Genomic DNA, 24122 nt, shown 5'->3' with positions numbered 1-24122 from the left:
CCCCGGGCAGCCGCGCGTGTTTGGGCCTACCGGGTGCGTTGGGGGACCGCGGCCAGCGCGGCCGCCAAGCGAGACCGCGCGTCGTGCGCGATCGAGCTCAGCCCGGGCTGGCCGGCGGTGCGCAGCAGCAGCACCGGATCGGCGGCCTCGACCACGGTGACGTCGTCGTCCGTGCGGACCACCACGTTGCAGGGCAGCAGTTGCCCCACGTGTCGATCGATGTCGAGCGCCTGGCGCGCGAGGTTGGGGTCGCAGGCGCCGAGAATGAGATAGTCCTCCATCTCGACGCCGAGCTTCATCCGCATGGTCGCGCGCACGTCGATTTCGGTGAGCACGCCGAAACCCTGCTCGGACAATGTGTCTCGCACTATCGCGACGGTCTCCGCGAACGGCGTAGGCACCCGCACCGCGAGTTCGGCGAGGGCGACGGGAATCCGGATCTCGGTGAGCAGATCATGGGGATCGAGGGCTTCGTCCGGGGCGATCAGGTACACCTCGGTCGGGGGACCGGTCGGCCGATAGGCCGAGTCACGGATCCATTCGTCGAGGGCCCGGTAGGCGTCGCCGATTCGGTGGTAGTCCCCGCGATGGGTGACGCGTGCGAACGATTGCGGTTCGGTGCGCAGCAGCGTCACCTCCTCGTTCCCGCCGGCGAACGGCGCGGGCGCGACCGGCAGCCCGAATTGGGCGTCGGCGGAGGAGGCGGGACAGAACTCGCCGAGATAGGTCGTGGACGGCGGTCCGGCCGGGGCGAAACCGGTGGCCTCGGCCATCGCGTAGAGCGCGCCCATGCCTGCGCTGATGTCGTCGCCGGCCTGGTCGATGCGCACGGTCCGGCGCAGCCCGAGAACGGTTTGCGGGCTCGAGTGAACGACCGAGACGTGGTAGGGCCTGGTCGGCTCTTCGATGCGGTGCTCGGGACGCGCGGCGGTCATGACCGGGCAGGCGGTCGTGCGGTGGCGGGCGCCGGTACCCGACGTTGCGCGAGCCGTCGCAGGCGTTCGTGCTCCAGCACGAACAGGGTGATGCTCACCAGGAAAGACAACGCGGTGGCGCTCGCGCCGATGGCGACCCATCCGGCGAAGCCGTAGCCCGCGGCCGTGAGCGTGCAGGCCAGGCCGACCACGCCGCCGATGAACAGCACGATGCCGGGGATGTTGTAGGTGTCGGCGAGGCTCTCGCCGGGCTTGCTGTGATACGTCGCGCTGGACGTCATGTCGCTCACGATGGTCCTCCGGTGATGGTCTGGGTGAAGGTTGGACGGCGGACTTTCGATCTCGGCTACGCGTGGATATTGGCCGCCTTGGCGTTCGCGAGACCGAGTGATTGGGCGACCATCGTCGACCAGGTGCGGATCGCGTGCCAGTTGCGCAGATCGCCGTAGCGGGCGCCGCCCAGCAGGCGGTAGATCGTCCTGGCCTGCCAGGACACGCCGACGCGTTCGTAGTGCCCGGCGAACGGGCGATAGTCCCACGGGCTGACCGTTTCGCACAGTGCCGCAATCTTTTTCGGTACGGTATTGCCGACCCGGCGACCGATCGGCCCGCGCAGCGCCGGGCCGAGCCCGACGCTGAACATCCACACATCGGACCTGCGCAGTTCGGCGCGGTGTGTCCGGATGAAAGCCGTTGCGGCGGGCAGGAAGTCCCGGTTGTGCACCGCACTGCCCAGGATGATCCCGTCGAAGCGGGACAGCTCGGGCGCGTGTTCGAAGTCGCTGAGTTCCACGGTGGCGCCACACTCGGTGAGCTCCGCGCCGATGAACTCCGCGATATCGCGGGTCGATCCCTGTGCGGTCGCGTAGATGATCGCGATCCTGGTGGGTTCCGTTTTCATGCCCTCAGCCTGGCTCAGCGACTCCTGCACAGGTCAGGGCCGGGATACCCGCGTTGTAGGGTCCAACGTCCTCAGTTCGGCCCGGCCGGCTCTGTGCGGGTCGGACGCCGCACGAGCGAGCCAGGGAACCCGCGACGCAGCGCATAGAGCGCCGCGCCGCAGGCGACGAGTGCGGCTCCCGCGATGACCGACCCCGGTGGCAGCGTGAATGCCAGTGCCAGACAGCCGATCCCGCCGATGACGGGGATGGCGCGCGGCGGGCGGTTTTCCTCAGCCGTCAATGTCCAGGCGGAGACGTTGGCGATGGCGTAGTACAGCAGCACGCCGAACGAGGAGAAGCCGATCGCGGCGCGCAGATCGGTGACCGCGGCGGCGACCGCCACGGCCAGGCCGACCGCGATCTCGGCGCGATGCGGAACGGCGAAGCGCGGATGTATGGCCGCGAGGAAGCCAGGCAGATGCCGGTCGCGCGCCATGGCCAACGTGGTGCGGGAAACGCCGAGAATCAAGGCCAGCAACGACCCCAGCGCCGCAATCGCCGCACCGACCCGAACCACCGGGACCAGCCATTCCCGTCCGGCCGCGCGGACCAGCTCGGACAGCGGCGCGGCCACCTCGCCGAGTCGCTGTGGCCCGAGCACGGTCAGCGTCGCGACCGCGACGGCCGCGTACACGGCCAGGGTGATGCCCAGTGCGCGCGGAATCGCGCGCGGGATCGTGCGGGCGGGATCGCGGACCTCTTCGCCCAGCGTGGCGATGCGGGCGTATCCGGCGAAGGCGAAGAACAGCAGACCCGCCGCTTGCAGGACACCGGGGACGGAGATGTCACCGGTGCAGGCCAGTCGCGCGGTGTCGGCCTGTTCACTGGTGCACGCGGCGACGACCACGGCCGCCAGCACCGCGAGCACCATCGCGACGATCGTCCGAGTCAGCCAGGCGGACTTGCGAATTCCGCCGTAGTTCACCGCGGTCAACGCCACCACCGCGGCCACCGCCACGGCGTGCGCGTGGCCCGGCCAGGCATACACGCCGACGGTCAACGCCATCGCTGCACACGACGCGCTCTTGCCGACCACGAAACTCCACCCGGCCAGATACCCCCAGAACTCACCGAGGCGCTCCCGCCCGTAGACATAGGTGCCGCCCGACGACGGATACCGGGCGGCCAGCCGCGCCGACGAGGTCGCGTTGCAGTACGCCACCAGGCCCGCCACCGCCAAACCCGCCAACAGACCGGACCCCGCTGCGTGCGCGGCCGGACCTAGCGATGCGAAGATTCCGGCCCCGAGCATCGCCCCGAGGCCGATCACCACCGCATCGCCGACCCCGATGCGGCGGTCCAGCCCACCGCTCGTCGACGAGGCCGCGGAACTGTCGGGCACGCCCTGCGGCACCGCATCACTCCTCACACTGTCGAACGCACCTGACCATATCGGGTTACTGCCACGAAGGTCGCCGCGATGTGCCGGCAGCAAGCGGGGTCGAAGGTCCCCGCACGAATGGCTTTCGCATCTTCTCCGCGAACGGGCATCGGCGCGACCATGGACCTGTGGTCGCGACCGTCGCCGGCCCCGGCTCGGCGTCCACGTTGTCGGAATGGAACATCAGCGATGTCCGTACTCGGCCCGTTGGACTCGGGATTCATGGAATTGGAAGACAGCGATCGGCACGTGAGCGTCGGGATCGGGGCGGTGGCGATCGTTGCCGGCTCGCCGCCGGCCCGCGCCGAGTTCGCGGCGGAGCTGGCGAAGCGATTGGACGTGGACGGCCGGCTGCACCAGAAAGTGCGCAGGGCCCCATGGGATCTCACCGCGCCGCAGTGGGTGCCGGACCCGAATTTCGATCTGGCGCATCATATTCGGTGGATGGCGTTGCCCGCGCCCGCGGATGAGGGTGCCCTGTGCGAGCTGGTTGCCGAGGTGATGGAGGAGCGGCTCGACCGGGACCACCCGCTGTGGCAGTGCGTGGTCGTCGAGCACCTCGCCGAGGACCGCTGGGCGATGATCGTGAAGGTCCATCACAGCATGGTCGACGGCATTTCCGGGATAACCCTGTTCGAGCGCTTCTGTGACGAGCCGGCCGAGCCCCGGGACGCCGCCGCGGCGGACGGCGCGGCCACCGATTGGGTTGGCCTGCTGGTGAAGTCGCTGCGCCTGCCGATCGACGCGCCGCGGTTCGTGGCGAAGACCGTGCGCGCGGCGGTACCGCTGGCGTTGTCCGCGGTGTGGCCCGCGTCGAACTCGTCGCTGAACGGCTCGATCGGACGGCAGCGCCGGTACGCCGTGGCACGGGCCTCGCTGACCGACGTGCGGGAAATTCGCGCGGCCTTCGGGACCACCGTGAACGACGTAGTGCTCACCGCGGTCGCCGCGGCGTTCCGCACCGTGCTGCTGCACCGGGGCGAAGAGCCGACAGCGGACAAGTTGCGCGTACTCGCGCCGGTCTCGGTCCGCGCCGCCGGTGCGAAAACAGTTCTCGACAACCGGGTTTCGGTGATGCTACCGCTGCTGCCGGTCGAATCCGCCGACCCCGTCGCGCAATTGGCGATCGTGCACCGCAGGTTGGCCGAGCACAAGGCGAGTGGCGAAGCGTCGGCGGCGAATTCGTTCATCTCCCTGGCCCGCTGGCTGCCGTTCGCCCCGCTCGCGTGGACCGTGCGCCTGGCGTCTCGATATCCACAGCGCGGGATCTCCGGGCTGGCGACGAATGTGCCGGGGCCGCGGCGCCGGTTGCATCTCTACGGCGCGGAGGTACTGGAAATCCTGGCCTACGCGCCGATCGCGATGCGCGTGCGCACCGGCATCGCCATTCTCAGCTATGGCGATCAACTGCGGTTCGGTATCACCGGCGACTACGACAGCACGCCGGATCTGCACCTGCTGGCCGAGCGCATCGAGGAGACCATCGATCTGCTGCTGCGCCGCGCTCGGGCCGGCCCGTCGCGCTGATCAGCTCTGCGGTCGGGCGATGATGAGTGGGCAGTCGGTCGCGTGCAGGACGGATTGACTGACCGAGCCGAGGGTCATGCCCGCGAACCCGCCGCGGCCGTGACTACCGACGACCAGCAGCTGTGCGCGATCGCCCTCTTCGAGGAGCCGTTTGGCGGGGCGGTCCTCGGCGACCACCCGCTGCACCTGAAGGTCCGGGTACTGGTCCGCGTAGCCGGCCAGTGCTTCCGCCAGCAGTGTCTCGGCCTCGGCCTGCATTTCCGGGCGCGGAATGTACCGATCGAATTCGGACCAGGCGAGCACCCCGCGCACGGGCACGTTGCGCCGAGCTGCCTCGTCGAAGGCGATCTCGATCGCTCGGGCACTGCACGCCGACCCGTCGACTCCGACCACCACCGGCGCGAGGACGCGCTGCGGCGAGTACCGCTCGGGTTCGGGAATGACCGCGACCGGGCAGTCCGCGTGCCGGGCCATGGCGGTACTCACCGAGCCGAGCAACCCGCGCCGGAAAGCCCCCATACCGCGGGTGCCGACCACCAGCAGGCGCGCGTCCTTGGACCGGTCGCGCAGCGCCGGGATCGGCGGCGCCTCGACCAGGAACGTCTCGATCTCGAGCTCGTCGACGGGTTCGGCCGCGGCAGTGGCGAATCGGCGCGCCGCCGCGAGGGTCGCGGCACAGGTCGTCAGGTACTCATCGTGGTCGACCCGGCGAAAATCGACGCCCGGCCCGAAGTCGGCCGCTGCGCCGACGGCGTAGACGATATGCAACGGCGCCTCGTGGTGCACGGCGTCGACCGCGGCCCAGCGCAGGGCTTCACCGGCGGCGGCCGAGCCGTCGATGCCGACGACAACGGGCGGGTTGATGCTGTTGGTGGGCATGGGCGGAGTCCCTTCGGGTCCAGTGATTCTGGTATCCGTAGGTTATGAATCCGGCCCGCCCGGCCGCGTCTGGCGTTGGTCCCGAATCCGGGGGTCCAAAGGCAGTTTTATGCCGAGGTCGTCAGCCTCGGCGCGGGGGTTGGTCGGGCAGCGGCGCGGACCAGCGCAGCACCGTGCCGCGCTCGGGGCCGCGTTCGATGCCGAAGCTGCCGCCGGACTGTTCGGCGCGGGTGGCCAGATTCGCCAGACCGCTGGTGCGAGAGAAATTCTCGGGAATGCCCGTGCCGTCATCGGAGATCTCGATGATGACGTCGTCGCGAACCGAGAGATTGATCGACACCGTGGTCGCCGACGCGTGCCGCACCACATTGCTGACGGCTTCGCGCAGCACCGCCTCGACGTCCTCGGACAGCGGCGGTGACAACACCGAGACCGGACCGGCCAGCCGGATCGTGGTGCGCAGACCGGTGTCGGCGGTCATCTCGGCAATCACCGCATGCAGCCGTTTGCGCAATGTCGGGGCATCCGCGGCGGTGCTGCTGTGCAGGTCGAAGATCGAGTGCCGGATCTCCTGCACGATCGACTGGATGTCCTGAATGGTCTCGGTGAGGCGGGTCTTGACCTCGGGTGTGCGAGCCCGCTGCGCGGTGCTCTGTAGCGACAACCCAACCGCGAACAAGCGTTGGATGACGTGATCGTGCAGGTCGCGGGCGATGCGGTCGCGGTCGGAAAGGACGTCGAGTTCGCGCATCCGCCGCTGCGTCGCCGCCAATTGCAAGGCCAGCGCGGCCTGATTGGAAAAGGCGGTGATCATCGCCTGCCCGGACTTGTCCAGCGGCTGTGCGTCGACCGGACGCAGGGTGACCAGCACGCCGATGACGGTCTGTTCGGCCCGCAACGGAAGCACGAGCGCGGGGCCGAAATCGGCGGGCCCGTCGAATTGCGGACGGAACATCAGCTTGTCGCTGGCGACCACCCGGCCGGTCCGGAACGCCGTGCCCGAATGGGATTCGGCGACGGGAATGCGTTGTCCGGGAAGCTGTTCCGATCCGGTGCCCGCAGCGGCGACGACCAGGAGTTCGGTGACCTCGTCGTGGGGGATGTCCGGATCCTCGGGGAGCGCGAGGAACGCCACAGTGGACTGTGTGAGGTTCAGTGCCCGGTCGGCAACCAACCCGAGTACGTCGTCCGGTTCGCTGCCCGCCAGCAGTTCGGTCGCGACGTCCTGCGTCGCCTCCAGCCATTGCTGGCGGATCCGGGACTGCTCGTAGAGGCGGGCATTGGCGATCGCGGTGCCCGCTGCCGCGGCGAGGGCTTGGACGATGACCTCGTCGTCCTCGGTGAATTCCTGTCCGCCCGCCTTCTCGGTGAGGTAGAGGTTGCCGAACACCTCGTCACCCACCTTCACCGGAACACCGAGGAACGTATTCATCGGCGGATGATGATCGGGGAAGCCGACCGATGCGGGGTGGGTCGAAAGATCGGTCAGCCGAATGGGTTTCGGTTCCTCGATGAGCACGCCGAGCACGCCGTGGCCGCGCGGCAGGTCACCGATCATGACCCTGGTCCGGTCGTCGATGCCTTCGTAGACGAATTCGGCCAGCTGAAGGCTGGCCCGGTCGGTTTCGCGGACGCCGAGCGCGCCGTATTCGGCATCGACCAGCTCGATCGCGGTGTGCACGATCGTGCGCAGCGTGTTGTCCAGATCGAGCCCCGCCGTCACGACCAGCATCGCCTCGATCAGCCGGTCCATTTGATCGCGCACGCCGACGATCTGGGCTATTCGCTCCTGAACCTCGGCGAGCAGTTCACGCAGTCGCAACTGGGACAGCGTTTCGATCACCGGGCTTTGGCCGGGGCCGGCCGGTGCGGACTGCTTGCCTTCCATATCGGTCATCCTCCCACGCAGAGATGACCGTCACGGCCGAGCGATGATTCGCCCGCATCCCCGCTAGCCGGTAGCGACTCACTCCTTGGGCTGCGGCGTATTGAGCTTGGAGGCGATCACGGCGGCCTGGGTCCGCCGCTCGACGCCGAGCTTGGCCAATAGCCGGGAAACGTAGTTCTTCACGGTCTTCTCGGCGAGGAACATCCGTCCGGCGATCTGCCGGTTGGTCAACCCCTCGCCGAGCAGGTCGAGCAGGGTGCGCTCCTGATCGGTCAGGCTCGCCAGCGGGCCGGTCTTGGCCTCGGTCTCCTCGCGCAGCTTGGCCATGAGGGCGGCGGCGGCGCGATTGTCGAGCAGGGAACGTCCGGCGCCGACCTCGCGGATGGCGTCGACCAGTTCCAGCGTGCCGATGTCTTTGACCACGTAACCGCTGGCTCCGGCCAGGATCGCGTCGAGCATGGCCTGCTCGTCGGTGAACGAGGTCAGGATCAGGCAGCGCAGCTCGGGATGGTGATCGAGCAGATCGCGGCACAGTTCGATGCCGTTGCCATCGGGTAGTCGCACGTCCAGGACGACGACGTCCGGCCGCAATGCGGGGATGCGCGCCATCGCCTGGGACACGTTGCCCGCCTCGCCGATCACCTCGAGGTCGGATTCGGCGTCGATCAGGTCGGCGACTCCGCGTCGCACGATGTGATGGTCGTCCACCAAGAACACTGTGACCATTGGATGCACCTCCCTGAACAGTTGGTTTCAGCCTACGAAGATTTTCTGGTCCGCGTCACGGTGTTGGACTCCGGTTCGGTGACTTAGGTCCCTTGACACCGGATCGGTGACCGATTGCCAGGCGCGATAGGCGGCGTGCACGGTGTCGTGCAGCGGCGATTCGGTGTCGAGCGTCGTCGCGTCGGTCCATTTCGCCGCGGTCTCGGACATGGCGGCGGCGATGCCCGGCGTCGCCTCGGAGTCTCCGGCGGCACGCCGGCCGATCCGGTGCTCGGCCACATCGGGCGGGCACACGCAGTGCAGCTGGATCAGATCGGCGTGGGTGTCGGCGGCGAGATCGCCGGCGCGCTGTCGTTGTTCCGGATCGATCCAACTGGCATCGAGGATCACCGATATCCCCAGTGCGAGCAGCAGGTGCGCGCGGGTCAGCAGCTCGGTGTAGACGCGCGCCTTGTTCGTCGCGGAATACGCTCCCGCACCGAATGTTCCGCCCTCACCCTGGATCTGCCCGGCCGCGCGCAGCTGTGCGCGCAGCTGATCGGCGGCGCAGACCACGGCTCCGGTCAGCTCCGAAAGTTCCTTGGCAACAGTGGATTTACCGGTGCCGGGGAGCCCGCCGACCACGACCAGGCGGACCGCCGCCGCATCGAGATGCCGGGTCGCGATCAGCAGATGCTCGCGCACGCGATCGCGGCCGGCGAGGTCGCCCTGCCCGAACCGGATGGCATCGACCTTCGCCCGGACGAGCGCGCGGTAAGCGACGTAATGATCGCGCAGCGACCGGGGCGCCGGATCGCCGGTGGCCAGCGCGTAGTCCGCCAGCAGCCGGTCGCCCAGGCCGGAGTAGCCGAGGAACTCCAGATCCATTGCCAGAAAAGCGATGTCGTCGAGGCCGTCGACATAACGCAGACGATCGTCGAAGTCCAGGCAGTCCAGCACTCGGAAGCCGTCGGCCAGCTCGAAGATGTCCTCGGCTTGCAGGTCGCCGTGCCCGTCGACGATGCGGCGATCGGCAATCCGGTTCATCAGCAATGGTTCCCGGCCGTCGATGAAGCGCATCGCGAGCCAGTCGATCCGCTCGACCAGGTGCGGATCGGCGAGGTCGGCAGGCTGTTCGGCCAAGCTGCGCAACAGGTTTCGCCATCGATCGCGCAGTGCGTCGGGGGTCCCCTCGGCGTCGATGTCGGGACCGCGGCGGGCCCCGTGGTGGAAGTCCGCGATCAGCCGCACCAGCGCGGACAACTCCGTTCGAGACCGCGCGGGGTCGCCGAGCGTGCTCGACAGCCTGCGCTCCTCCGGCATCCGCCGCATGAGCACGACCGGCTCCGCCGGTCCGCCGGTCGGGTCGCTGAGGTGTGCGACCCCGAGGTACACATCCGGCGCCATGCGGCGGTTCAGCTCGACCTCGCGCGCACAGGCGAGTTCGCGCAGTCGCGGTGTACTGAAGTCGAGGAAGTCGGTACGGAGGGGCTTTTTCACCTTGTACGCCCGGTCTCCGCACAGCACCACGAGCCCGGTGTGTGTTTCCCGCAGCTCGGCGGGGGATCCGTATTCGGGCATGGGACACGGCCTTTCGTGGAGATCCGATTCTCCCACTCAGGATCGCGCACGGCGGGCCGCCCAGGGCATGGCCGAAGGTCATCGTTGCCGAGGGACTTCCGGACCCTTTCCCGAAGTCCCTCCACCAGGGGACGTCCTGCTCTTACCCCGACCTCCGGGTCGGTGGCAGCGTGGACTCCGATGACGAAAAGGACGGTGACGACGATGAACCACGGACAGCCCGACGAACACACCCTGCGGGCCGCATTGGCGCTCGCGGTGCGGGCTCCGTCGGTTCGGAACGGGCAGCCCTGGCGGTTCCGGATCAGTGCGCGTGGCGTGGACTTGTTCCTCGACCCGGCGCGGGTGCGACCGCCGACCCAGTCCGTCCGGCGCGCCGCCGTGCTGAGCTGTGGCGCCGCGCTGCACCATCTGCGGATCGCCCTGGCCGCCGCGGGCTGGTCGGCGGTGGTGCGGCGGTTGCCGGATCCGGCGGAGCCGGACCATTTGGCGTCGGTCGAGCTGGTGCCGCACCGCCCCACTCGGATCGAGCTATCGCTGAGCGACGCGATTGCGCGCCGCCGGACAGACCACAGAAATTTCGGATCGCCGATACCGCAGGGCTATATCGGGCTGGCGAACGAACGAGCTATGACCCTCGGAGCGAATGTTCAGCAGCTCACCGAACTGCCGCGCGTGCGGGTGGCCGAGGCGCTCCGGGATGCGGCGACGGAGCCGCCTGCGGGCACCGAGCTCGATCTCGCCGAATTGCTGGTGTTGAGCACGCCGACCGACGACGAATCGGCCTGGTTGTCCGCCGGAGAGGCGCTGAGCGCGATACTGCTGACCGCCACCAACGTCGACCTGGCCTCCTGCGCGCTGATCGAACCGCTGGAAATCCCCGAACTGCGCCGCCGCATCCGCCGCGGTGTGCTGGCGGACCGGAGTTATCCGCAGTCCGTCATCCGGATCGGTTGGGCGCCCGTGGATTCCATGCCGCTGCCGGTCACGCCGCGTCGGGCGCTCGGCGACGTGCTGGAGCGTACCGAAGCGACGGCCTGCTGACCGGCACCCGGCCCGGCGAGTGTGCGCCGGTGCCGACCCGATCACGAACGGCCGGTGGTGAAATGCGCGGCCCGCCGATGGATGCGATGCCCGGGAATCCGGACACGCTGGGGAGCAACCGGTTTCGGAATACGGAAGAAGAAGTGCTTGCCGATTTCGGCCAGGGCCAGGTAGATCCCGATCATCACCACGAGCGCCACGAAGAAGCCGCCGGGCAGCGGGGAGAAGCCCAGGTCGCGCGCCAACGGGGTAGCGGGCAGTACCGCGCCGATCGTCACCGCCGCGAGCGCGGAGACTAGCAACGGGACGCTCGGATGGCTACGGAAGAACGGTGAGCGCCGGGTGCGGATGACGAAGAGCACCAACGTCTGGGTGGCCAGCGACTCGACGAACCAGCCGGTATGGAACAGCGATTCGCCGGCGTGGAACACCCACAGCATGATCCCGAAGGTGGCGAAATCGAACAGCGAGCTGATCGGCCCGAAGACCAGCATGAAACGACGGATCAGGCCGATATCCCAGCGCGCGGGCCGGGTCAACTGTTCCGGATCGACCGAGTCCGTCGGGATCGCCAGCTGGCTGGCGTCGTAGAGCAGATTGTTCAGCAGGATCTGCGACGGCAGCATCGGCAGGAAGGGGAGGAACACGGAAGCGCCTGCCGCGCTGAACATATTGCCGAAATTGCTCGACGTGCCCATCAGCACGTACTTCATGGTGTTGGCGAAGATTCGCCGGCCTTCGACCACGCCGTCGGCGAGCACCTGGAGATCCTGCTCCAGCAGCACGACGTCGGCGGCGTCCTTGGCGACGTCGGTGGCGGAGTCGACCGAGATGCCGACGTCGGCCGCGTGCAGGGCGAGCGCGTCGTTCACGCCGTCGCCGAGGAAGGCGACGTCGACGCCGGAGGCGCGTTGCGCGCGGACGATCCGAGCCTTTTGCTCGGGGTCAACTCTGGCGAATATTGTTGTGGTCGAAAGGCATTCGCTGAGTTGCCGGTCGTCGAGGCGGTCGATCTCGGGTCCGGTCAGCGCGGCGCCGGCCGGTAGTCCGAGCTCGGCGCACACGTGCGCGGCGACCGCCGGGTTGTCGCCGGTGATCACTTTCACCGCGACGCCGAGGCCGGCCAGCCGTGCGAGCGCCGCCCGGGCGGAGCTCTTGGGTGGGTCGAGGAAGACCAGGAACCCGTGCAGTCGCAGGCCGGTTTCGTCATCGACACCGAGCGTGTCCTGGCCGGTCGCTGGGCGGGTGGCCACGGCGACGATGCGGTGTCCGGCCTGGAATTCATTGTCCAGTAACGCTTTTGCCGCGTCGGGTAGGTCGGCGCAGTGCGCGAGCACCGTCTCTGGTGCGCCTTTGGTGATGACGAGGCGGTTGCCTCGATCGTCCTCGGTGAGCACGGTGACGAGGCGACGCCTGTGGTCGAACGGCAGGACCGCGATGGTCGAATACCGGCCCGCGGATTCGCGCGGCGCGGTCGGGGTGTGCCAGAGCGCGGTGTCGAGCGGATTGCCGTCGACGACAGACCCGTCACGCACAGTGGCATCGGTGCAGACCATTCCGAGCAACAGGGTCTCGTCCGAGGCGGTTCCAGCTGGACCGAGGGCCCGCATGAATTCGATCCGGCCCTCGGTCAACGTCCCGGTCTTGTCGGTGAACAGTACCTCGATATCGCCGAGGTCCTCGATGCACACCAGCCGCTTGACCAGGACCTTGCGGCGGGCGAGCCGCCTGGACCCGGCGGCCAGGCTGGTCGACACCACGGCGGGCAGCAGTTGCGGCGAGATGCCGACCGCGATCGCCAGCGAGAACAGCAGCGCGGTCAGGATCGGCCGGTGCAGCCCTACGTTCACCGCGAAGATGCCGATGGTCAGCACCGCCGCGACACCGACCAGCAGCATGGAGAATTGGCGCAGACCGGTCTGGAATGCCGTGTCGGGCTGACGTTTTCCGAGCCCGAGGGCAAGGCGGCCGAAGACCGTCGAGCCGCCCGTGGACACCACCACGCCGCGTCCCTGCCCGGCGCTGACCACCGTGCCCATGAGCGCGCAGCCGGTCAGCTCGGCCAGTGTGGTTCCGGCGGGCACCGGCTCGACGGATTTCTCGACCGGCATCGACTCGCCGGTGAGCACCGATTCGTCGCATTGCATCGCTGTTGTGGTCAGCAGCCGGAGATCGGCGGGCACGAGCTGGCCGAGCCGCACCTCGACCAGGTCGCCGGGCACCACGTCGGCCACCGCGACGGATCGCGCGGTGCCGTCGCGAATTACGGTGGCGAGGTGCTGGATTCGATCGTGCATCGCCTCGGCCGCCCGCTCGGCGCGATATTCGTTGAACAGGCCGAGGCCGACCGAGGTGGCCAGGATGATGCCGATGATGACGGCGTCGGTGCGTTGGCCGAGGAAGAACGATGCCGTGGCCGTCGTCGCCAGGAGCAGCAACAGCGGAGAGCGCAACTGGCGCAACAACACTGGCAACATCCGGGCGCGATGCGAGCGGATCGCGTTCGCGCCGAAACGGTGTCGCCTGCGGTCGGCCTCCTGCGTCGACAGCCCCGCGTCCGTGACCGCGAGCGCGGACAGCACGGTCTCGGTGGGCATCGCGCCCGCGTTGAGTACGCCGAGTTGTTCGATGCCCGCTTTCCGTTGCGAACCTGTGAGTTTCGCGGAAACACTCGGCGGCGCCGGTGTGCGTATGTGCGTCACGAAATCCGTGCTGGGTCCGCCAGCCGGAAGACGAACACCTCGGACAGCGGCCGTCGTGGCGTCGGATCGGGTTCTTGCTCGTCGGCCGGCGCGACGCCGACGCGGAGCACGATCTGCGGCACGCCCGGCCGGGAGATCAATTCGGCCAGCACCGATCTGGTCGAGGCGAGTTCGGTGACATCGGTGAGTTCGCCCGTGGTGAGGCCGCGCGCGGTGCATTCCAGCAGCACGTCGGACAGGGCCTCCCCGGTGTGCAGCCACTGGCCGGGGGAGTCGCCGACGGTGCTGAGCACGATCAGCCGCGCGTCGTCGTCGAGGTCAGGTCGGCGGTTGGAATACGGTGCGAGCGGAAATGCTCGCCCGATCTTGGTCCTGCGCGCTTCGGTAGCCGAGATCAAGGCCGTCGTCGGGATGCCGTCGGCAGATCCGGAAAATCCACTCCACCAGTGCAGTTCATCCTGATACGCACAATCGGACCGGCGTAGTGCGGCGGCGTGGCGGGCGACCTCGGCCAGTCGGTGGCGGTCGCCCGCGGCGATCTCGTCGATCGTCACGTGGTGCGGCCGCGCGAGCTCGCGCACGGTGCCGAGGAGGTCGGGCCAGTCCTCGGGCGGCGACATCGGCAACCGATCGCTGTGCCGGCGCGGGATGGCCCGGACCCGGGCTGCGGTCCGGTTGAGTGGTCCGTCCCACGGCCGGAACTCGAACACGGCCAGCAGTTCCGGCCGGCGGCGATCGGGTTGCCGGGTGACGTAGCTGAACCAGCCCATCGAGACGAACGCCTGCCGCGCGTGGTCCAGCGCCGCGCCGCAGCTGATGGTCAGCTGGCGGCCCTGCGGGTCGGCTTCCGCGAGTCGCCGGGTCGAATCGCTGTAGAGGAACAGCCAGGTGCCGTCGAAGACCCAGCGCCAGGGTTGGGTGTTGTGCACCGATGGTGCGCGGCAGGCGATCGTCAGCGCCGCCCGCACGGTCGGGAGGTCGGGTGATGAATCGCTCGCTGCATTCATCTACCGAGTGTCGACCACCGGCACCCGTCGTCGGGATGGCCATTTCGCACCGAATCGGAGGCCTAACGTCACCGGGTTCGGGCGTGCGATCCGGGGCGTACTGCGTAAAGGACTTTGTCGGGCACTCGGACCCTGCGCCCGGAGGACCTTCGGCCCTGCCCGGCAGGTCGGCCCGATGGTGGCATGGGGACCGCCGAAAAATGCCGGAGCAACGGAAAGCGGGGCGCTATGACAGTTTCCGAACTGAGGTCTATCCGGGCGGGTGCCACACCGGTCCGGATCTCGACATCCGGCCGGGTGACCGAGACCCAGCGTGCCCAGGCGGCGAACACCATCGAGCGAGTTGTCCGGCGGCACCGGGTCGAGAGCCCGGCGCGGGTGCGGATCAGCGGCGCGCCGTGCGCCGACGGGCCTGCGCTGGTGCAGGTCAACCTGGATTTCGGGGGCGTGCCGGTCCGTGCGCAGGCAATCGGACCGGGTGCGTTCGCGACCACATTCGTCGCCGAGCGGCTGGATCGAATACTCGCCGGTGTGACCGCGGGTGCGGTACGACCGCGCTGGCCGGATCCGTGGCGTCCGCAGTTGGCGGTGCCCACCGAGGCGCGACCGATCGTGCGCCGCAAGGTGTGCGCGGTGCGGAGAGTGACGGTTGCCGAGGCGACCGTGACTTTGGAGGCTATGGATTACGACGCGCACCTGTTCACCGATCGCGAGACCGGGATGGACGCCGTTGTACACCGTGCGGGTCCGTGGGGCGTCCGGCTCGCCAGGCAACACCGGCTGGGACTACCCGCCGGGGAATCGTTGGCGCTCACCGTGAATCCGCTTCCGACAGCGTATCTGAGCGAATCCGAGGCCGCGGAACGGTTGTGCCGCTACGGCTTACCGTTCGTGTTCTGCACCGACCCGCGGGACAACCGTGGGCGGCTGCTCTATCGCCGCTACGACGGCGACCTCGGGCTGATCGCACCCCGCCATTCCATCGACAGTGAAAGGTAGGCACTCAGATTGCCGCGCGACCTGATTCAACGCGAAATCCTGACCGAGCTGGAGCCGATCGCCGAAGACTGTGTGCACCGGCATCTTTCGATGACGAAGGACTGGCATCCGCACGACTACATTCCGTGGGCGGAGGGCCGCAACTTCGCCATGCTCGGCGGAAGCGATTGGGCAGCAGAACAATCGAAGCTCAGCGAGGTGGCCAAGGCGGCCATGATCACCAATCTGCTCACCGAGGACAACCTGCCCTCCTATCACCGGGAGATCGCCGAGAACTTCTCCCGCGACGGCGCGTGGGGGACCTGGGTCGGTCGCTGGACCGCGGAGGAAATGCGGCACAGCACCGTCATCCGGGACTACCTCGTGGTGACCAGGGGCGTGGACCCGGTCGCGCTCGAGGAAGCGCGAATGATCCACATGACCAACGGTTTTGCCTCCGGGGCCACCGCCGCCGAGGTGGACAGCGGCGCGGGGTTCCTGCATTCGGTGGCCTACGTGAGCTTCCAGGAATTGGCCACCCGGGTCACCCACCGCAACACCAGCCGGGTGTGTGCGGACCCGATCGCGGACAAGATGTTGCAGCGCATCGCCGCCGACGAGAACCTGCACATGATCTTCTATCGCACGGTCTGCGGTGCGGCGCTCGATCTCGTGCCCGATCAGGCGGTCGAGGCGATCGACGCGATCGTGCGGAACTTCCAGATGCCCGGCGCGGGCATGCCGAACTTCCGCCGACACGGGGTGCTGATGGCCAAACACGGTGTCTACGATCTCCGTCAGCACCTGGAGGACGTGCTGAGTCCGGTGCTGCGGCAATGGAATATCTTCGGCCGCAACGACTTCAGCGCACGTGGCGAGCAGGTCCGGGAGCGGCTCGCGGCGTATCTCGATGATCTGGAACAGGTGCGCATCCCCAAGTTCGAAGAGCAGCGCGACCGCCTGCTGGCGCGCGAACGCGCCCGGGCCTGAGTACTGAACCCGGGGACGACGGCCAACGGGGGCCGTCGTGCCCGGGTTCCCTGCACCGCTATCCCTGATCGAAAGCAAGGATGTCGGTGACCGGTCGGCGCGGCGAGGCCGGCGGCTCCTCTCCGTCCGGCGCCGAGCCGACGCGGATCACGACCTGCGGGACCACAGTGGGGCAACAGGGTCGCAATGGTCTTGCGGGCAGTGGGCAATTCGGTGATGTGGGACAGTGCGCAGGTCGCTTGCCCGGCCACCGTGCATTCCAGCAGGACCGCGGACAGCGCTTCGCCGGCGTGCAGGCACGCGAGCATCGAGTCGTTCGCGGAGCTGAGCACCATCAGTTGTGCCTGATCCTCGACCTCTTCGCGGCGCGCGGAATGCGGAGCGGACGGGAAGGCTCGGCCCACCGGGACCCGGGAGAACTCCGCGTCCGAGACCAGCGCGCTGCGCGGGATCCCCTCGGACACATGAGAATGCCCGGTCCACCAATGCAATTCGGTCTGGTACTCCATGTCGTAACGGCGTAGCGCGGTCGCGTGCTGCGAGGCGACGGCCAGCCGGGATCCGGCCTCGGCGTCGAGGACGTCGAGTTCGATGTCGTGCGGATTCGCCAGCAACCGCGCCTGGTGTACGAGCGCGGCCCAGTCCCGCGGTGGGAGCATCGGCAGCCGGTCGGTGCGGCGCAGCTCGATCGCGCGGGCGCGGGCGTGCACACCGATCGGCGCGTCCGGCCACGGGCGGAACTCGATGACGGCCAGGTGATCGAGCCGGTCCGGATCGGGCAGCCGCGCCGTGTCGGTGTGCCAGCCGCGCGCGGCGAACGCGGTGCGCAGATGGTGCAGCGCCGCGCCACAGCTGATGATCAGCTGCCTGCCGTGCGGATCGGTCGAGGCCAGCAGCCGTTCGTCGTCGCGATGGAGGTGCAGGCGCGTGCCGTCGAACACCCAGCGCCACGGTTGCGTGTTGTGCACCGAAGGCGCCCGCCCGGCCAGCCGCACGGCGGCCGTAATCGTCGGTCGATCCGGTACGAAGGTCTCGGGAAGTGCATCACTTTCGGTCATACATCGAGTGTCGGCCGCCCTGCGCACGGCAGATATGGGACTTGAGCCCGAGCCGAAGGGCCCAAAGTCACCGCGTCGAGGACGTGCCGGTGCGAAGGGAAGATCAGGGCCGAAGGTGCGAGGTAATGGTGACTTAGCACCCTGGGTGGACGTCTCCGCGCAGCGAATCATGTGCAGGACGCGATGCTCCTGTCGGGGGAGTGGGCCAACCGGGTCAGCACTCGATCGCGCACTCCCCTTCAGTAGCGAGGCACATCATGACCAGCTCACCGCGACACTGCGCAGCCGTCCTCACCCTGATCGCAGCGGTTTCGCTCGGGTCTGCCGCATGCGGCACCGAGGGCAAGCCCACTCCTACGGTCACGCCGTCCTCGACGCTGACCACAAGCAGCCGGCCGACGACCACAGCGCCGACGTTCACCCCGACGCCCACCCCGATGTCGACGACATCCGCGGCACCCGTCGCACCGCCGCCACCCGTCGTGCCATCACCCACCCCGATAGCGGTGCCCCAACCGTTCGTGCCGCAACCGCCGGCCGTCGCGGCCGTGGTGCCGACGACGATCCCGCCGCGACCCACGACCACCGAGCCACCCGCCGCCCCCAGCGCCTACTACCCCAGCTGCGCGGCCGCCCGCGCGGCCGGCGCCGCACCGCTGCACCGTGGCGATCCCGGCTATCGAGCGGGGCTCGACCGCGACAACGACGGAATCGCCTGCGAGTAGCCGGAACCGACGCAGCCGGAGCAGCCCGCACCGCCGAGTGTCGGGGTGTTCAGGCACGGGCGGCGCGGGACAGTGGCTCCGCGAGTAGCCCCAAGGCCTGTGCTACGAACAGCAGCTCGGCCCGCAGCACGGCGCTGCCTGCTCGGCGGATTTCTGCGCCACAGGTTTGACGGCCTTGACGATCGCCGAATGCATTCCGTCGGCGACCGAATGTGTTGGCGTGATGTCGATGTCGGTGAATCCGGCCGCCGCGAGGCCGGCCCGGTACTCGGCGAAGGACAGCGCGCCCGCGATGCAGCCGACGTAATCGCCGCGCTCGCCGCGTTCTTCGGTGGTGAGCGCGTCTTCGGCGACTACGTCGGAGATTCCGATCCGTCCGCCCGGGACCAGCACCCGCGCCATTTCGGCGAATACGGCGGGCTTGTCCACCGAGAGGTTGATCACGCAGTTGGAGATCACCACGTCGATGCTGTTGTCGGGCAACGGGATCGATTCGATGGTGCCCTTCCGGAATTCGACGTTCGCCGCTTCGGCCTTGGCGGCGTTCGCCCAGGCCAGATCGAGCATCTCGTCGGTCATATCGATCCCGTAGGCCATGCCGGTCGGCCCGACCCGGCGCGCCGACAACAGGACATCGATACCGCCGCCGGAGCCCAGATCCAAAACCCGTTCGCCCGCACGGAGATCGGCGACGGCGGTTGGGTTGCCGCAGCCCAGTGAAGCCGTGGTGGCTTGGATGGGGAGTTGGTCGCGATCCTCGGCGCCGTAGAGGCCTGCGCCGAATCCGGCATCGATCTCGATGTCGGCGGTTCCGCAGCAATCGGTGGCGGCCCCGCCGCCTGCGACTGTGGTGGCGGCCGCGGCGTACCGGGCGCGCACGGTCTCGCGAAGGTCGTTCTGTGGCTGTGTCATGGACATACCCCTGACTGGAAGCATCCGGCCGGATGGCTCTCCGACCGGGCTGTATTGATGGATACCGATACAGCTTGCCTCTTTGCATCGACAAGTGTCAATATAGATGTGTGTCGAAACAAGAATTGCCGGTCGTCGCCTCCACCGGCGCCTGCTGCGCGCCGAACCTGACCGCACCGCTCGGGCCGGAAACGGCGCTGGAGTTGGCATCGGCGTTCAAGGCGCTGGGTGACCCGGTCCGCCTGCGACTGCTGTCGCTGATCGCCTCGCGACCCGGCGAGGAGGTGTGTGTCTGTGAGCTGACTCCGCAGTTCGAGCAGTCCCAGCCCACCATCTCCCATCATCTGAAGGTGCTGCGCGAGGCCGGGCTCATCGACTGTGAACGCCGCGGTACCTGGGTCTACTACTGGGTGATCCCGCAAGCGCTGCAACGTCTTTCGGCCGTGCTGCAACCCGGCGTCATCGACTCCGCCGTTACCCCGGTATGAGCGCACCCGCGCTGGGCCGGCGGTTGCTCGCCGAGTTCGTCGGCACCGCGGCGCTCGTCTGCGTCGTGGTCGGATCCGGTATCGCGGCTCGACAGCTGTCCACTGATGCTGGCTTGCAACTGCTGGAGAACTCCACCGCGACCGTGTTCGGGCTCGGTGTGCTGATCCTGGTCTTCGGCCCGGTCTCGGGCGCGCACTTCAACCCCGTTGTCTCCGTGGCCGACTGGTGGGCCGGCCGTCGGCACGGCACCGGGCTGTCCTTGCCGGAGGTCGGCGCATACACCCTCGCTCAGGTCCTCGGCGGCATCGGCGGCGCAGTGCTGGCGAATGTCATGTTCGACCTTCCGGCCGGGCAGATCTCGACCCATGACCGGATCACCACCGGACACCTGATCGGCGAATTCGTTGCCACCGCCGGGCTGATCGTGGTCATCGCCGCGCTGGCCAGGCACGGCCGCATCGGTCTCTCGGCCGCGGCGGTCGCCGCCTACATCGGCGCCGCCTATTGGTTCACCAGCTCCACCAGCTTCGCCAACCCCGCCGTCACCCTCGGCCGCATCTTCTCCGACACCTTCGCCGGAATCGCCCCGTCCTCCGCGCCCGCCTTCGTCGCAGCCCAAATCTTCGGCGCGGCAGCCGGATCGGCGCTGATCGCGATTCTGTACCCGACCGCGGCCGATAACGCGGACTCGGTCGACGTCCCGTACTCCGGTGCCGAACCCGAACGCCCGCAACAACAAACCATCTGATCAGACCGAAAGCCGAGACCAGCTCATGGATTCCACGCCCAGCGTTCTGTTCGTCTGCGTGCACAACGCCGGACGCTCACAAATGGCCCAAGGCTTCCTGACCCACCTCGCCGGCGACACCATCGAGGTCCGTTCCGCCGGATCCGCACCCGGAGAATCCCTCAATCCCGCCGCGGTAGAAGCCATGGCCGAAGCCGGTATCGACATCACCGCACAGACCCCGAAAATCCTGACCCCCGACACCGTCGAATCCTCCACCGTGGTCATCACCATGGGCTGCGGCGACGCCTGCCCCTACTTCCCCGGAGTCGACTACCGAGACTGGAAACTCGACGACCCAGCAGGCAAGGACCTCGACGCCGTACGCTCCATCCGCGACGAAATCCGTTCCCGAGTAGAGCAACTCATCCGAGAGCTCGTGCCGGCCGGACAGTGATCGATGTCGGCGGGGTCACTGAGCGCGCAGGATGCGGACCAGGAACCGGCATAGCCGATAGTCCTTCGGAGGTCGACCCGATCGACCCGATGTCGTGGCTACCGGGGCCGTTGGTCACCGGCGCACTGACGGGTCGGGCTGTCTCAGGCGCTCGAATCTGGCCGTGAGGGCGGCGGTGAGCGCATCCTGGTCGGTGACGATGTCGGGGTCCGCGATAACGGTGACGCCCAGGCTGCCGGCGTAGGACAGGACTGCGAAGGTGACACCGACATTGCCGGGAGTAGCCACCAGCGGGACGAGCGTCGCCACGCGGTGTCCGGCCAGGTGGAGCGCTGTGCCGGGACCGCGCAGATTCGTTTCGAAGGTGTGCACGAGGCGTTGATGGTCGATGAACGCCTGGAACAGGCCCAGCCGATGCAGCAGCCGGAATGTGCCACCCAGCGGAGCCGCTGACGATGCCCGGACGGTCGTTCGCTTCGCCGCGCTCGTCACGGCAACGATGTCGGTGAGTCGCGTCGAGTCGTCGTCGATCGCCGCTACCGCGATCGGCCGGACACCGGTGTCGTTGCCGAGTCTGCGCAAGTCTCCGCCGCGGCGACCGGCGATCGGCACCGATATCACCAGTTGACGCGGTCGCTCGCCGCGCGCCCGCAAGAGGTCGAGCAAGGCGCCGGTGAGCGCGGCGAGCACAACATCGTTCACGGTGCCGTCGGCGTGCCGGGCAATGGCGACGATCTCGGCCAGGTCGACCTCGACTCGGGTGATCCGGCGACGCGGCGACGTCGGCCGGTTCAGCGAGGTTCGTTCGATCGGACGCACACTGGCCCAGCTGAATCCGAGCTCCCGCAGGCCCGAGGCGACACGCTGGAATGCGGTCGGAAGCGTGCGTATCGCGCGAAGCCGTTCGCCCGTCGCATCCGCGGCCAGCGCCCAGCCGTCGGGTGGCGGCTGGGGGAAACCTCGAACCGCCGACACCGGCCCTTCGTCGGTCAGTGCCGACAGCGCGACCAAACCGCCGACACCGTCGGTAAGCACATGGTGCACGATGACGATCAAGCTGCACCGCCCCGGCGCGTGGACCAGGACCGCCCGCCACAGCGGCCGGTCCCGGGCCAGCGGCACACACAACAGGTCGGTGGCGAGAAGGAAGAGCTCTTGTTCGGCAACCGGTTTCGACCGGACGAGCACCGCCAGATGCCGGTCGATGGAGAACTCCGGGTCATCGACCCAGATGGGTCGTCCACAGCCGAAGGGCGTGCGCCGCAATACTTGTCGGAAACGAGGTATGCGAGGTATGCGTTCGACGAGCAGCGCCTGGATGCTCGCCGGAGTCGGTGCGGCCGCACTGTCGAAGAGCAGGATCGCGCCGATCTGCATCGGTATCGAGGCGTGGTCGGTGGCCAGCACGGTCAGATCCATCGGCCCCGCTCGTTCGATCGCGACCGGCACTTGCGCTTGTATCACTGCGAGACCTCCATTGACGCTGCTTACGCGCCGGCGATATCGCGGCGGTCGAAAACGGGGAGCGCGGCGAGTAGACAGACGAGGCCGGCCAGCGCGAGCCAGAGGAAGGCGAGGGGGAGTCCGGCGCCCATCGGTCCGTCGGCTATGGCTTGATGGAACGGCGACCATGGCCCCCACGGGGCGATCGCGGTGACCAGTTGGCTGGCCACGTGCAGCACGTAGGCGGCGACGGCGAGAATCGACGCTCCGGCGATGGCGGTCACGCGTTTGCCGGTGGCGGCGCCGAGTGCGGCGGCGATCAGGCCGAACTCCATGCCCAGCAACGTCATCGACAACGCGCCGGAGGCGGCGAACGCGACCGGGATGCCGAGCCCGAAGATCGCCGAGCACACCGTGATCGAGGCGAACAAGGTGAGCCCGAGCACAGCGACCGAGGTGATCAAGACGGCGGCCTGTTCCAGGGCCAGCCGAATCGGCGAAACGCCGTTGACCAGAAGTACTTCCAGGGTGCCGTCCGCCTCTTCACCGGCGACGCCGCGAGCGCCGCGGCCGATGGCGAATACCAGGAACAGGATCGGCAGCATGAAGGTGAACAGCTCGGCGTTGAGAAACCCGGTGCCGGTGGTGAATTGGTCGAGGTTGAACAGTTTCCGCATGGCTTCGGGGTAGTTCTTCAGGAAGTCCTGCATGCCGGACATGTCCGAAAACGTCGGCCAGATGGCCGATTCCAGCAGGACGATCAGGATGACGCCGATGCTCCAGCCAAGGAGTCCACGGCGCTGGTCACGCAGGGATTTGGTGTAGACGGTGCGCAGCATGGCGATTCAGCCTCGTCCGTAATAGTTGAGGAAGATCTCTTCCAGATCGGGCTCGTGGCTGACGATGTCGGTCACGTCGAATGGTGCGATGGCGCGCAACAGTGCGGCGGTAGAGCCTTCCAGTTCGATATGCATCCCCCGGTTGTTCTGGCGCACCGACCGGACGCCGTCGAGGTACTCGAGCCGGTTCAGATCTGGTGGCGCACCGCCGAATACGAGATCGATGTGGCGCAACGGCCGCGCGGTGAGCGCACCGATCGAACGCACCTCGGCCAATCGGCCTTGGCGGAGGATGCCGACCATGTCGGCCACCTCCTGCACCTCCGAGAGCACGTGCGACGACAAGAACACGGTGCGGCCCGCGTCCTTTGCCTCGTGCACGAGGGTGTGGAATTCGCGCTGTACCAAGGGATCCAGTCCGGTGGTCGGTTCATCGAGGACGAGCAGATCCGGTTCGGACATGAACGCCTGGACGATGCCGACCTTCTGCCGGTTGCCGTGCGACATCGCGCCGATGCGCACCGTGGGGTCCAGTCCGAGCCGCTCGATCAACAGGCGGCGGACCTTGTCGTCGACGCCGCCACGCAGGTGTGCGAGGTAGCTCAGGTACTGCTCCGCGGTGAGGTCGGGGTAGCCGACGAATTCACCGGGGAGATAACCGATATGGCGTTGTGCCTCGGATCGTGCGCGCACGTTGTCGGCTCCGCCGATGGTCGCGCTCCCTCGGGTCGGCCGCATCAGGCCGACCAGCAGCCGAATCGTGGTGGTCTTGCCCGCACCGTTGGGTCCCAGATAGCCGAAAACGACGCCGGCGGGGACTTCGAGATCGAGGTCGGCCAGGGCAGGTTTGCGCCCGTAGACCTTGGTCAAGCCGTTGGTGCTGATAATCGCTGACATTGGGGTGTCTCTTTCTC

Annotated in this window: 22 protein-coding genes; 8 read left to right on the top strand and 14 right to left on the bottom strand. The window is 68.1% G+C overall.

The window, feature by feature from the left end; translation table 11 throughout:
• Positions 1-26: 26 nt before the first annotated feature.
• The 4 genes from AB0M22_RS40730 to AB0M22_RS40715 form a co-directional block, all read right to left on the bottom strand.
• The gene (locus AB0M22_RS40730; RefSeq protein WP_364738354.1) at positions 27-935 is read right to left on the bottom strand and encodes a DUF302 domain-containing protein; all 909 of its coding nucleotides are present in this window, start codon (positions 933-935) and stop codon (positions 27-29) included.
• A complete protein-coding gene (locus AB0M22_RS40725) occupies positions 932-1216 on the bottom strand; it encodes a hypothetical protein (RefSeq protein ID WP_364738557.1) in 285 nt (94 codons plus the stop codon). Before AB0M22_RS40725 ends, AB0M22_RS40730 begins: the two co-directional genes overlap by 4 nt.
• 65 nt (positions 1217-1281) lie before the next feature.
• The gene (locus tag AB0M22_RS40720; protein WP_364738351.1) at positions 1282-1836 is read right to left on the bottom strand and encodes a flavodoxin domain-containing protein; all 555 of its coding nucleotides are present in this window, start codon (positions 1834-1836) and stop codon (positions 1282-1284) included.
• A gap of 71 nt (positions 1837-1907) precedes the next feature.
• Positions 1908-3218, bottom strand: a complete 1311-nt coding sequence (locus tag AB0M22_RS40715; protein ID WP_364738555.1) for an APC family permease — start codon at positions 3216-3218, stop codon at positions 1908-1910.
• Positions 3219-3446: 228 nt separating this feature from the next.
• On the opposite strand from AB0M22_RS40715, the gene AB0M22_RS40710 reads away from it, so the two are divergent.
• Positions 3447-4784 carry a wax ester/triacylglycerol synthase family O-acyltransferase gene (locus AB0M22_RS40710; RefSeq protein ID WP_364738349.1) on the top strand — a complete coding sequence of 446 codons (1338 nt, stop codon included), beginning with the start codon at positions 3447-3449 and terminating at the stop codon, positions 4782-4784.
• Here the strand turns inward: AB0M22_RS40710 and AB0M22_RS40705 are convergent, their stop codons facing one another.
• The 4 genes from AB0M22_RS40705 to AB0M22_RS40690 all read right to left on the bottom strand — a co-directional run bounded on the left by AB0M22_RS40705 (position 4785) and on the right by AB0M22_RS40690 (position 9837).
• Positions 4785-5663: a universal stress protein gene (locus AB0M22_RS40705; RefSeq protein WP_364738348.1), complete on the bottom strand. Its 879-nt coding sequence runs from the start codon at positions 5661-5663 to the stop codon at positions 4785-4787.
• 121 nt (positions 5664-5784) lie between these two features.
• Complete coding sequence (locus tag AB0M22_RS40700; RefSeq protein WP_364738553.1) at positions 5785-7551, bottom strand: GAF domain-containing sensor histidine kinase; 1767 nt, start codon at positions 7549-7551, stop codon at positions 5785-5787.
• Between the two features lie 78 nt (positions 7552-7629).
• Positions 7630-8277, bottom strand: a complete 648-nt coding sequence (locus tag AB0M22_RS40695) for a response regulator transcription factor (protein ID WP_364738346.1) — start codon at positions 8275-8277, stop codon at positions 7630-7632.
• A 27-nt stretch (positions 8278-8304) separates the two neighbouring features.
• Complete coding sequence (locus AB0M22_RS40690) at positions 8305-9837, bottom strand: AAA family ATPase (RefSeq protein ID WP_364738344.1); 1533 nt, start codon at positions 9835-9837, stop codon at positions 8305-8307.
• 180 nt (positions 9838-10017) lie between these two features.
• Here AB0M22_RS40690 and AB0M22_RS40685 point away from each other — a divergent pair, with 180 nt between their 5' ends.
• Positions 10018-10881 carry an NAD(P)H nitroreductase gene (locus AB0M22_RS40685; protein ID WP_364738342.1) on the top strand — a complete coding sequence of 288 codons (864 nt, stop codon included), beginning with the start codon at positions 10018-10020 and terminating at the stop codon, positions 10879-10881.
• A 41-nt stretch (positions 10882-10922) separates the two neighbouring features.
• Here AB0M22_RS40685 and mgtA read toward each other — a convergent pair whose 3' ends face one another.
• Both mgtA and AB0M22_RS40675 read right to left on the bottom strand, forming a co-directional pair.
• On the bottom strand, positions 10923-13583 hold the full coding sequence (mgtA, locus tag AB0M22_RS40680) for a magnesium-translocating P-type ATPase (protein ID WP_364738340.1): 2661 nt from the start codon (positions 13581-13583) through the stop codon (positions 10923-10925).
• Positions 13580-14590 (bottom strand): hypothetical protein, encoded by a 1011-nt coding sequence (locus AB0M22_RS40675; protein WP_364738338.1) that lies wholly within the window; start codon positions 14588-14590, stop codon positions 13580-13582. The genes mgtA and AB0M22_RS40675 overlap by 4 nt, the downstream gene beginning before the upstream one ends.
• Positions 14591-14818: 228 nt before the next feature.
• Here AB0M22_RS40675 and AB0M22_RS40670 point away from each other — a divergent pair, with 228 nt between their 5' ends.
• The 3 genes from AB0M22_RS40670 (at position 14819) to AB0M22_RS40660 (ending at position 18341) form a co-directional block, all read left to right on the top strand.
• Positions 14819-15589, top strand: coding sequence for a sigma 54 modulation/S30EA ribosomal C-terminal domain-containing protein (locus tag AB0M22_RS40670; RefSeq protein ID WP_364738336.1), 771 nt, complete (start codon positions 14819-14821; stop codon positions 15587-15589).
• 9 nt (positions 15590-15598) lie between these two features.
• Complete coding sequence (locus AB0M22_RS40665) at positions 15599-16558, top strand: acyl-ACP desaturase (RefSeq protein WP_364738334.1); 960 nt, start codon at positions 15599-15601, stop codon at positions 16556-16558.
• Positions 16559-17873: 1315 nt separating this feature from the next.
• Positions 17874-18341 (top strand): excalibur calcium-binding domain-containing protein, encoded by a 468-nt coding sequence (locus AB0M22_RS40660; protein WP_364738332.1) that lies wholly within the window; start codon positions 17874-17876, stop codon positions 18339-18341.
• A gap of 102 nt (positions 18342-18443) precedes the next feature.
• Here AB0M22_RS40660 and arsM read toward each other — a convergent pair whose 3' ends face one another.
• Positions 18444-19253, bottom strand: a complete 810-nt coding sequence (arsM, locus tag AB0M22_RS40655) for an arsenite methyltransferase (RefSeq protein WP_364738330.1) — start codon at positions 19251-19253, stop codon at positions 18444-18446.
• A gap of 110 nt (positions 19254-19363) precedes the next feature.
• Between arsM and AB0M22_RS40650 the strand changes: the two genes are divergently transcribed.
• From AB0M22_RS40650 to AB0M22_RS40640, 3 genes are read left to right on the top strand one after another with little or no spacing between them, the layout of a single operon-like run.
• Positions 19364-19741, top strand: coding sequence for a metalloregulator ArsR/SmtB family transcription factor (locus AB0M22_RS40650; protein ID WP_364738328.1), 378 nt, complete (start codon positions 19364-19366; stop codon positions 19739-19741).
• Entirely contained in the window at positions 19738-20490 is a 753-nt protein-coding gene (locus tag AB0M22_RS40645) for an MIP/aquaporin family protein (RefSeq protein WP_364738325.1), read from the top strand. Before AB0M22_RS40650 ends, AB0M22_RS40645 begins: the two co-directional genes overlap by 4 nt.
• A gap of 25 nt (positions 20491-20515) precedes the next feature.
• Positions 20516-20926, top strand: a complete 411-nt coding sequence (locus AB0M22_RS40640; RefSeq protein ID WP_364738323.1) for an arsenate reductase ArsC — start codon at positions 20516-20518, stop codon at positions 20924-20926.
• Positions 20927-21040: 114 nt separating this feature from the next.
• On the opposite strand, the gene AB0M22_RS40635 is transcribed toward AB0M22_RS40640, so the two are convergent.
• From AB0M22_RS40635 to AB0M22_RS40625, 3 genes are read right to left on the bottom strand one after another with little or no spacing between them, the layout of a single operon-like run.
• Entirely contained in the window at positions 21041-22390 is a 1350-nt protein-coding gene (locus AB0M22_RS40635; RefSeq protein WP_364738321.1) for a wax ester/triacylglycerol synthase domain-containing protein, read from the bottom strand.
• A 23-nt stretch (positions 22391-22413) separates the two neighbouring features.
• A complete protein-coding gene (locus tag AB0M22_RS40630) occupies positions 22414-23208 on the bottom strand; it encodes an ABC transporter permease subunit (RefSeq protein ID WP_364738319.1) in 795 nt (264 codons plus the stop codon).
• A 6-nt stretch (positions 23209-23214) separates the two neighbouring features.
• The gene (locus AB0M22_RS40625) at positions 23215-24105 is read right to left on the bottom strand and encodes an ABC transporter ATP-binding protein (protein WP_364738317.1); all 891 of its coding nucleotides are present in this window, start codon (positions 24103-24105) and stop codon (positions 23215-23217) included.
• Positions 24106-24122 lie beyond the last annotated feature (17 nt).

This window comes from Nocardia sp. NPDC051756 (genome assembly GCF_040681495.1).
GTDB lineage: Bacteria > Actinomycetota > Actinomycetes > Mycobacteriales > Mycobacteriaceae > Nocardia.
Note: the sequence above shows the minus strand (reverse complement) of the source record. Positions and strands in the feature narration are given on the sequence as shown.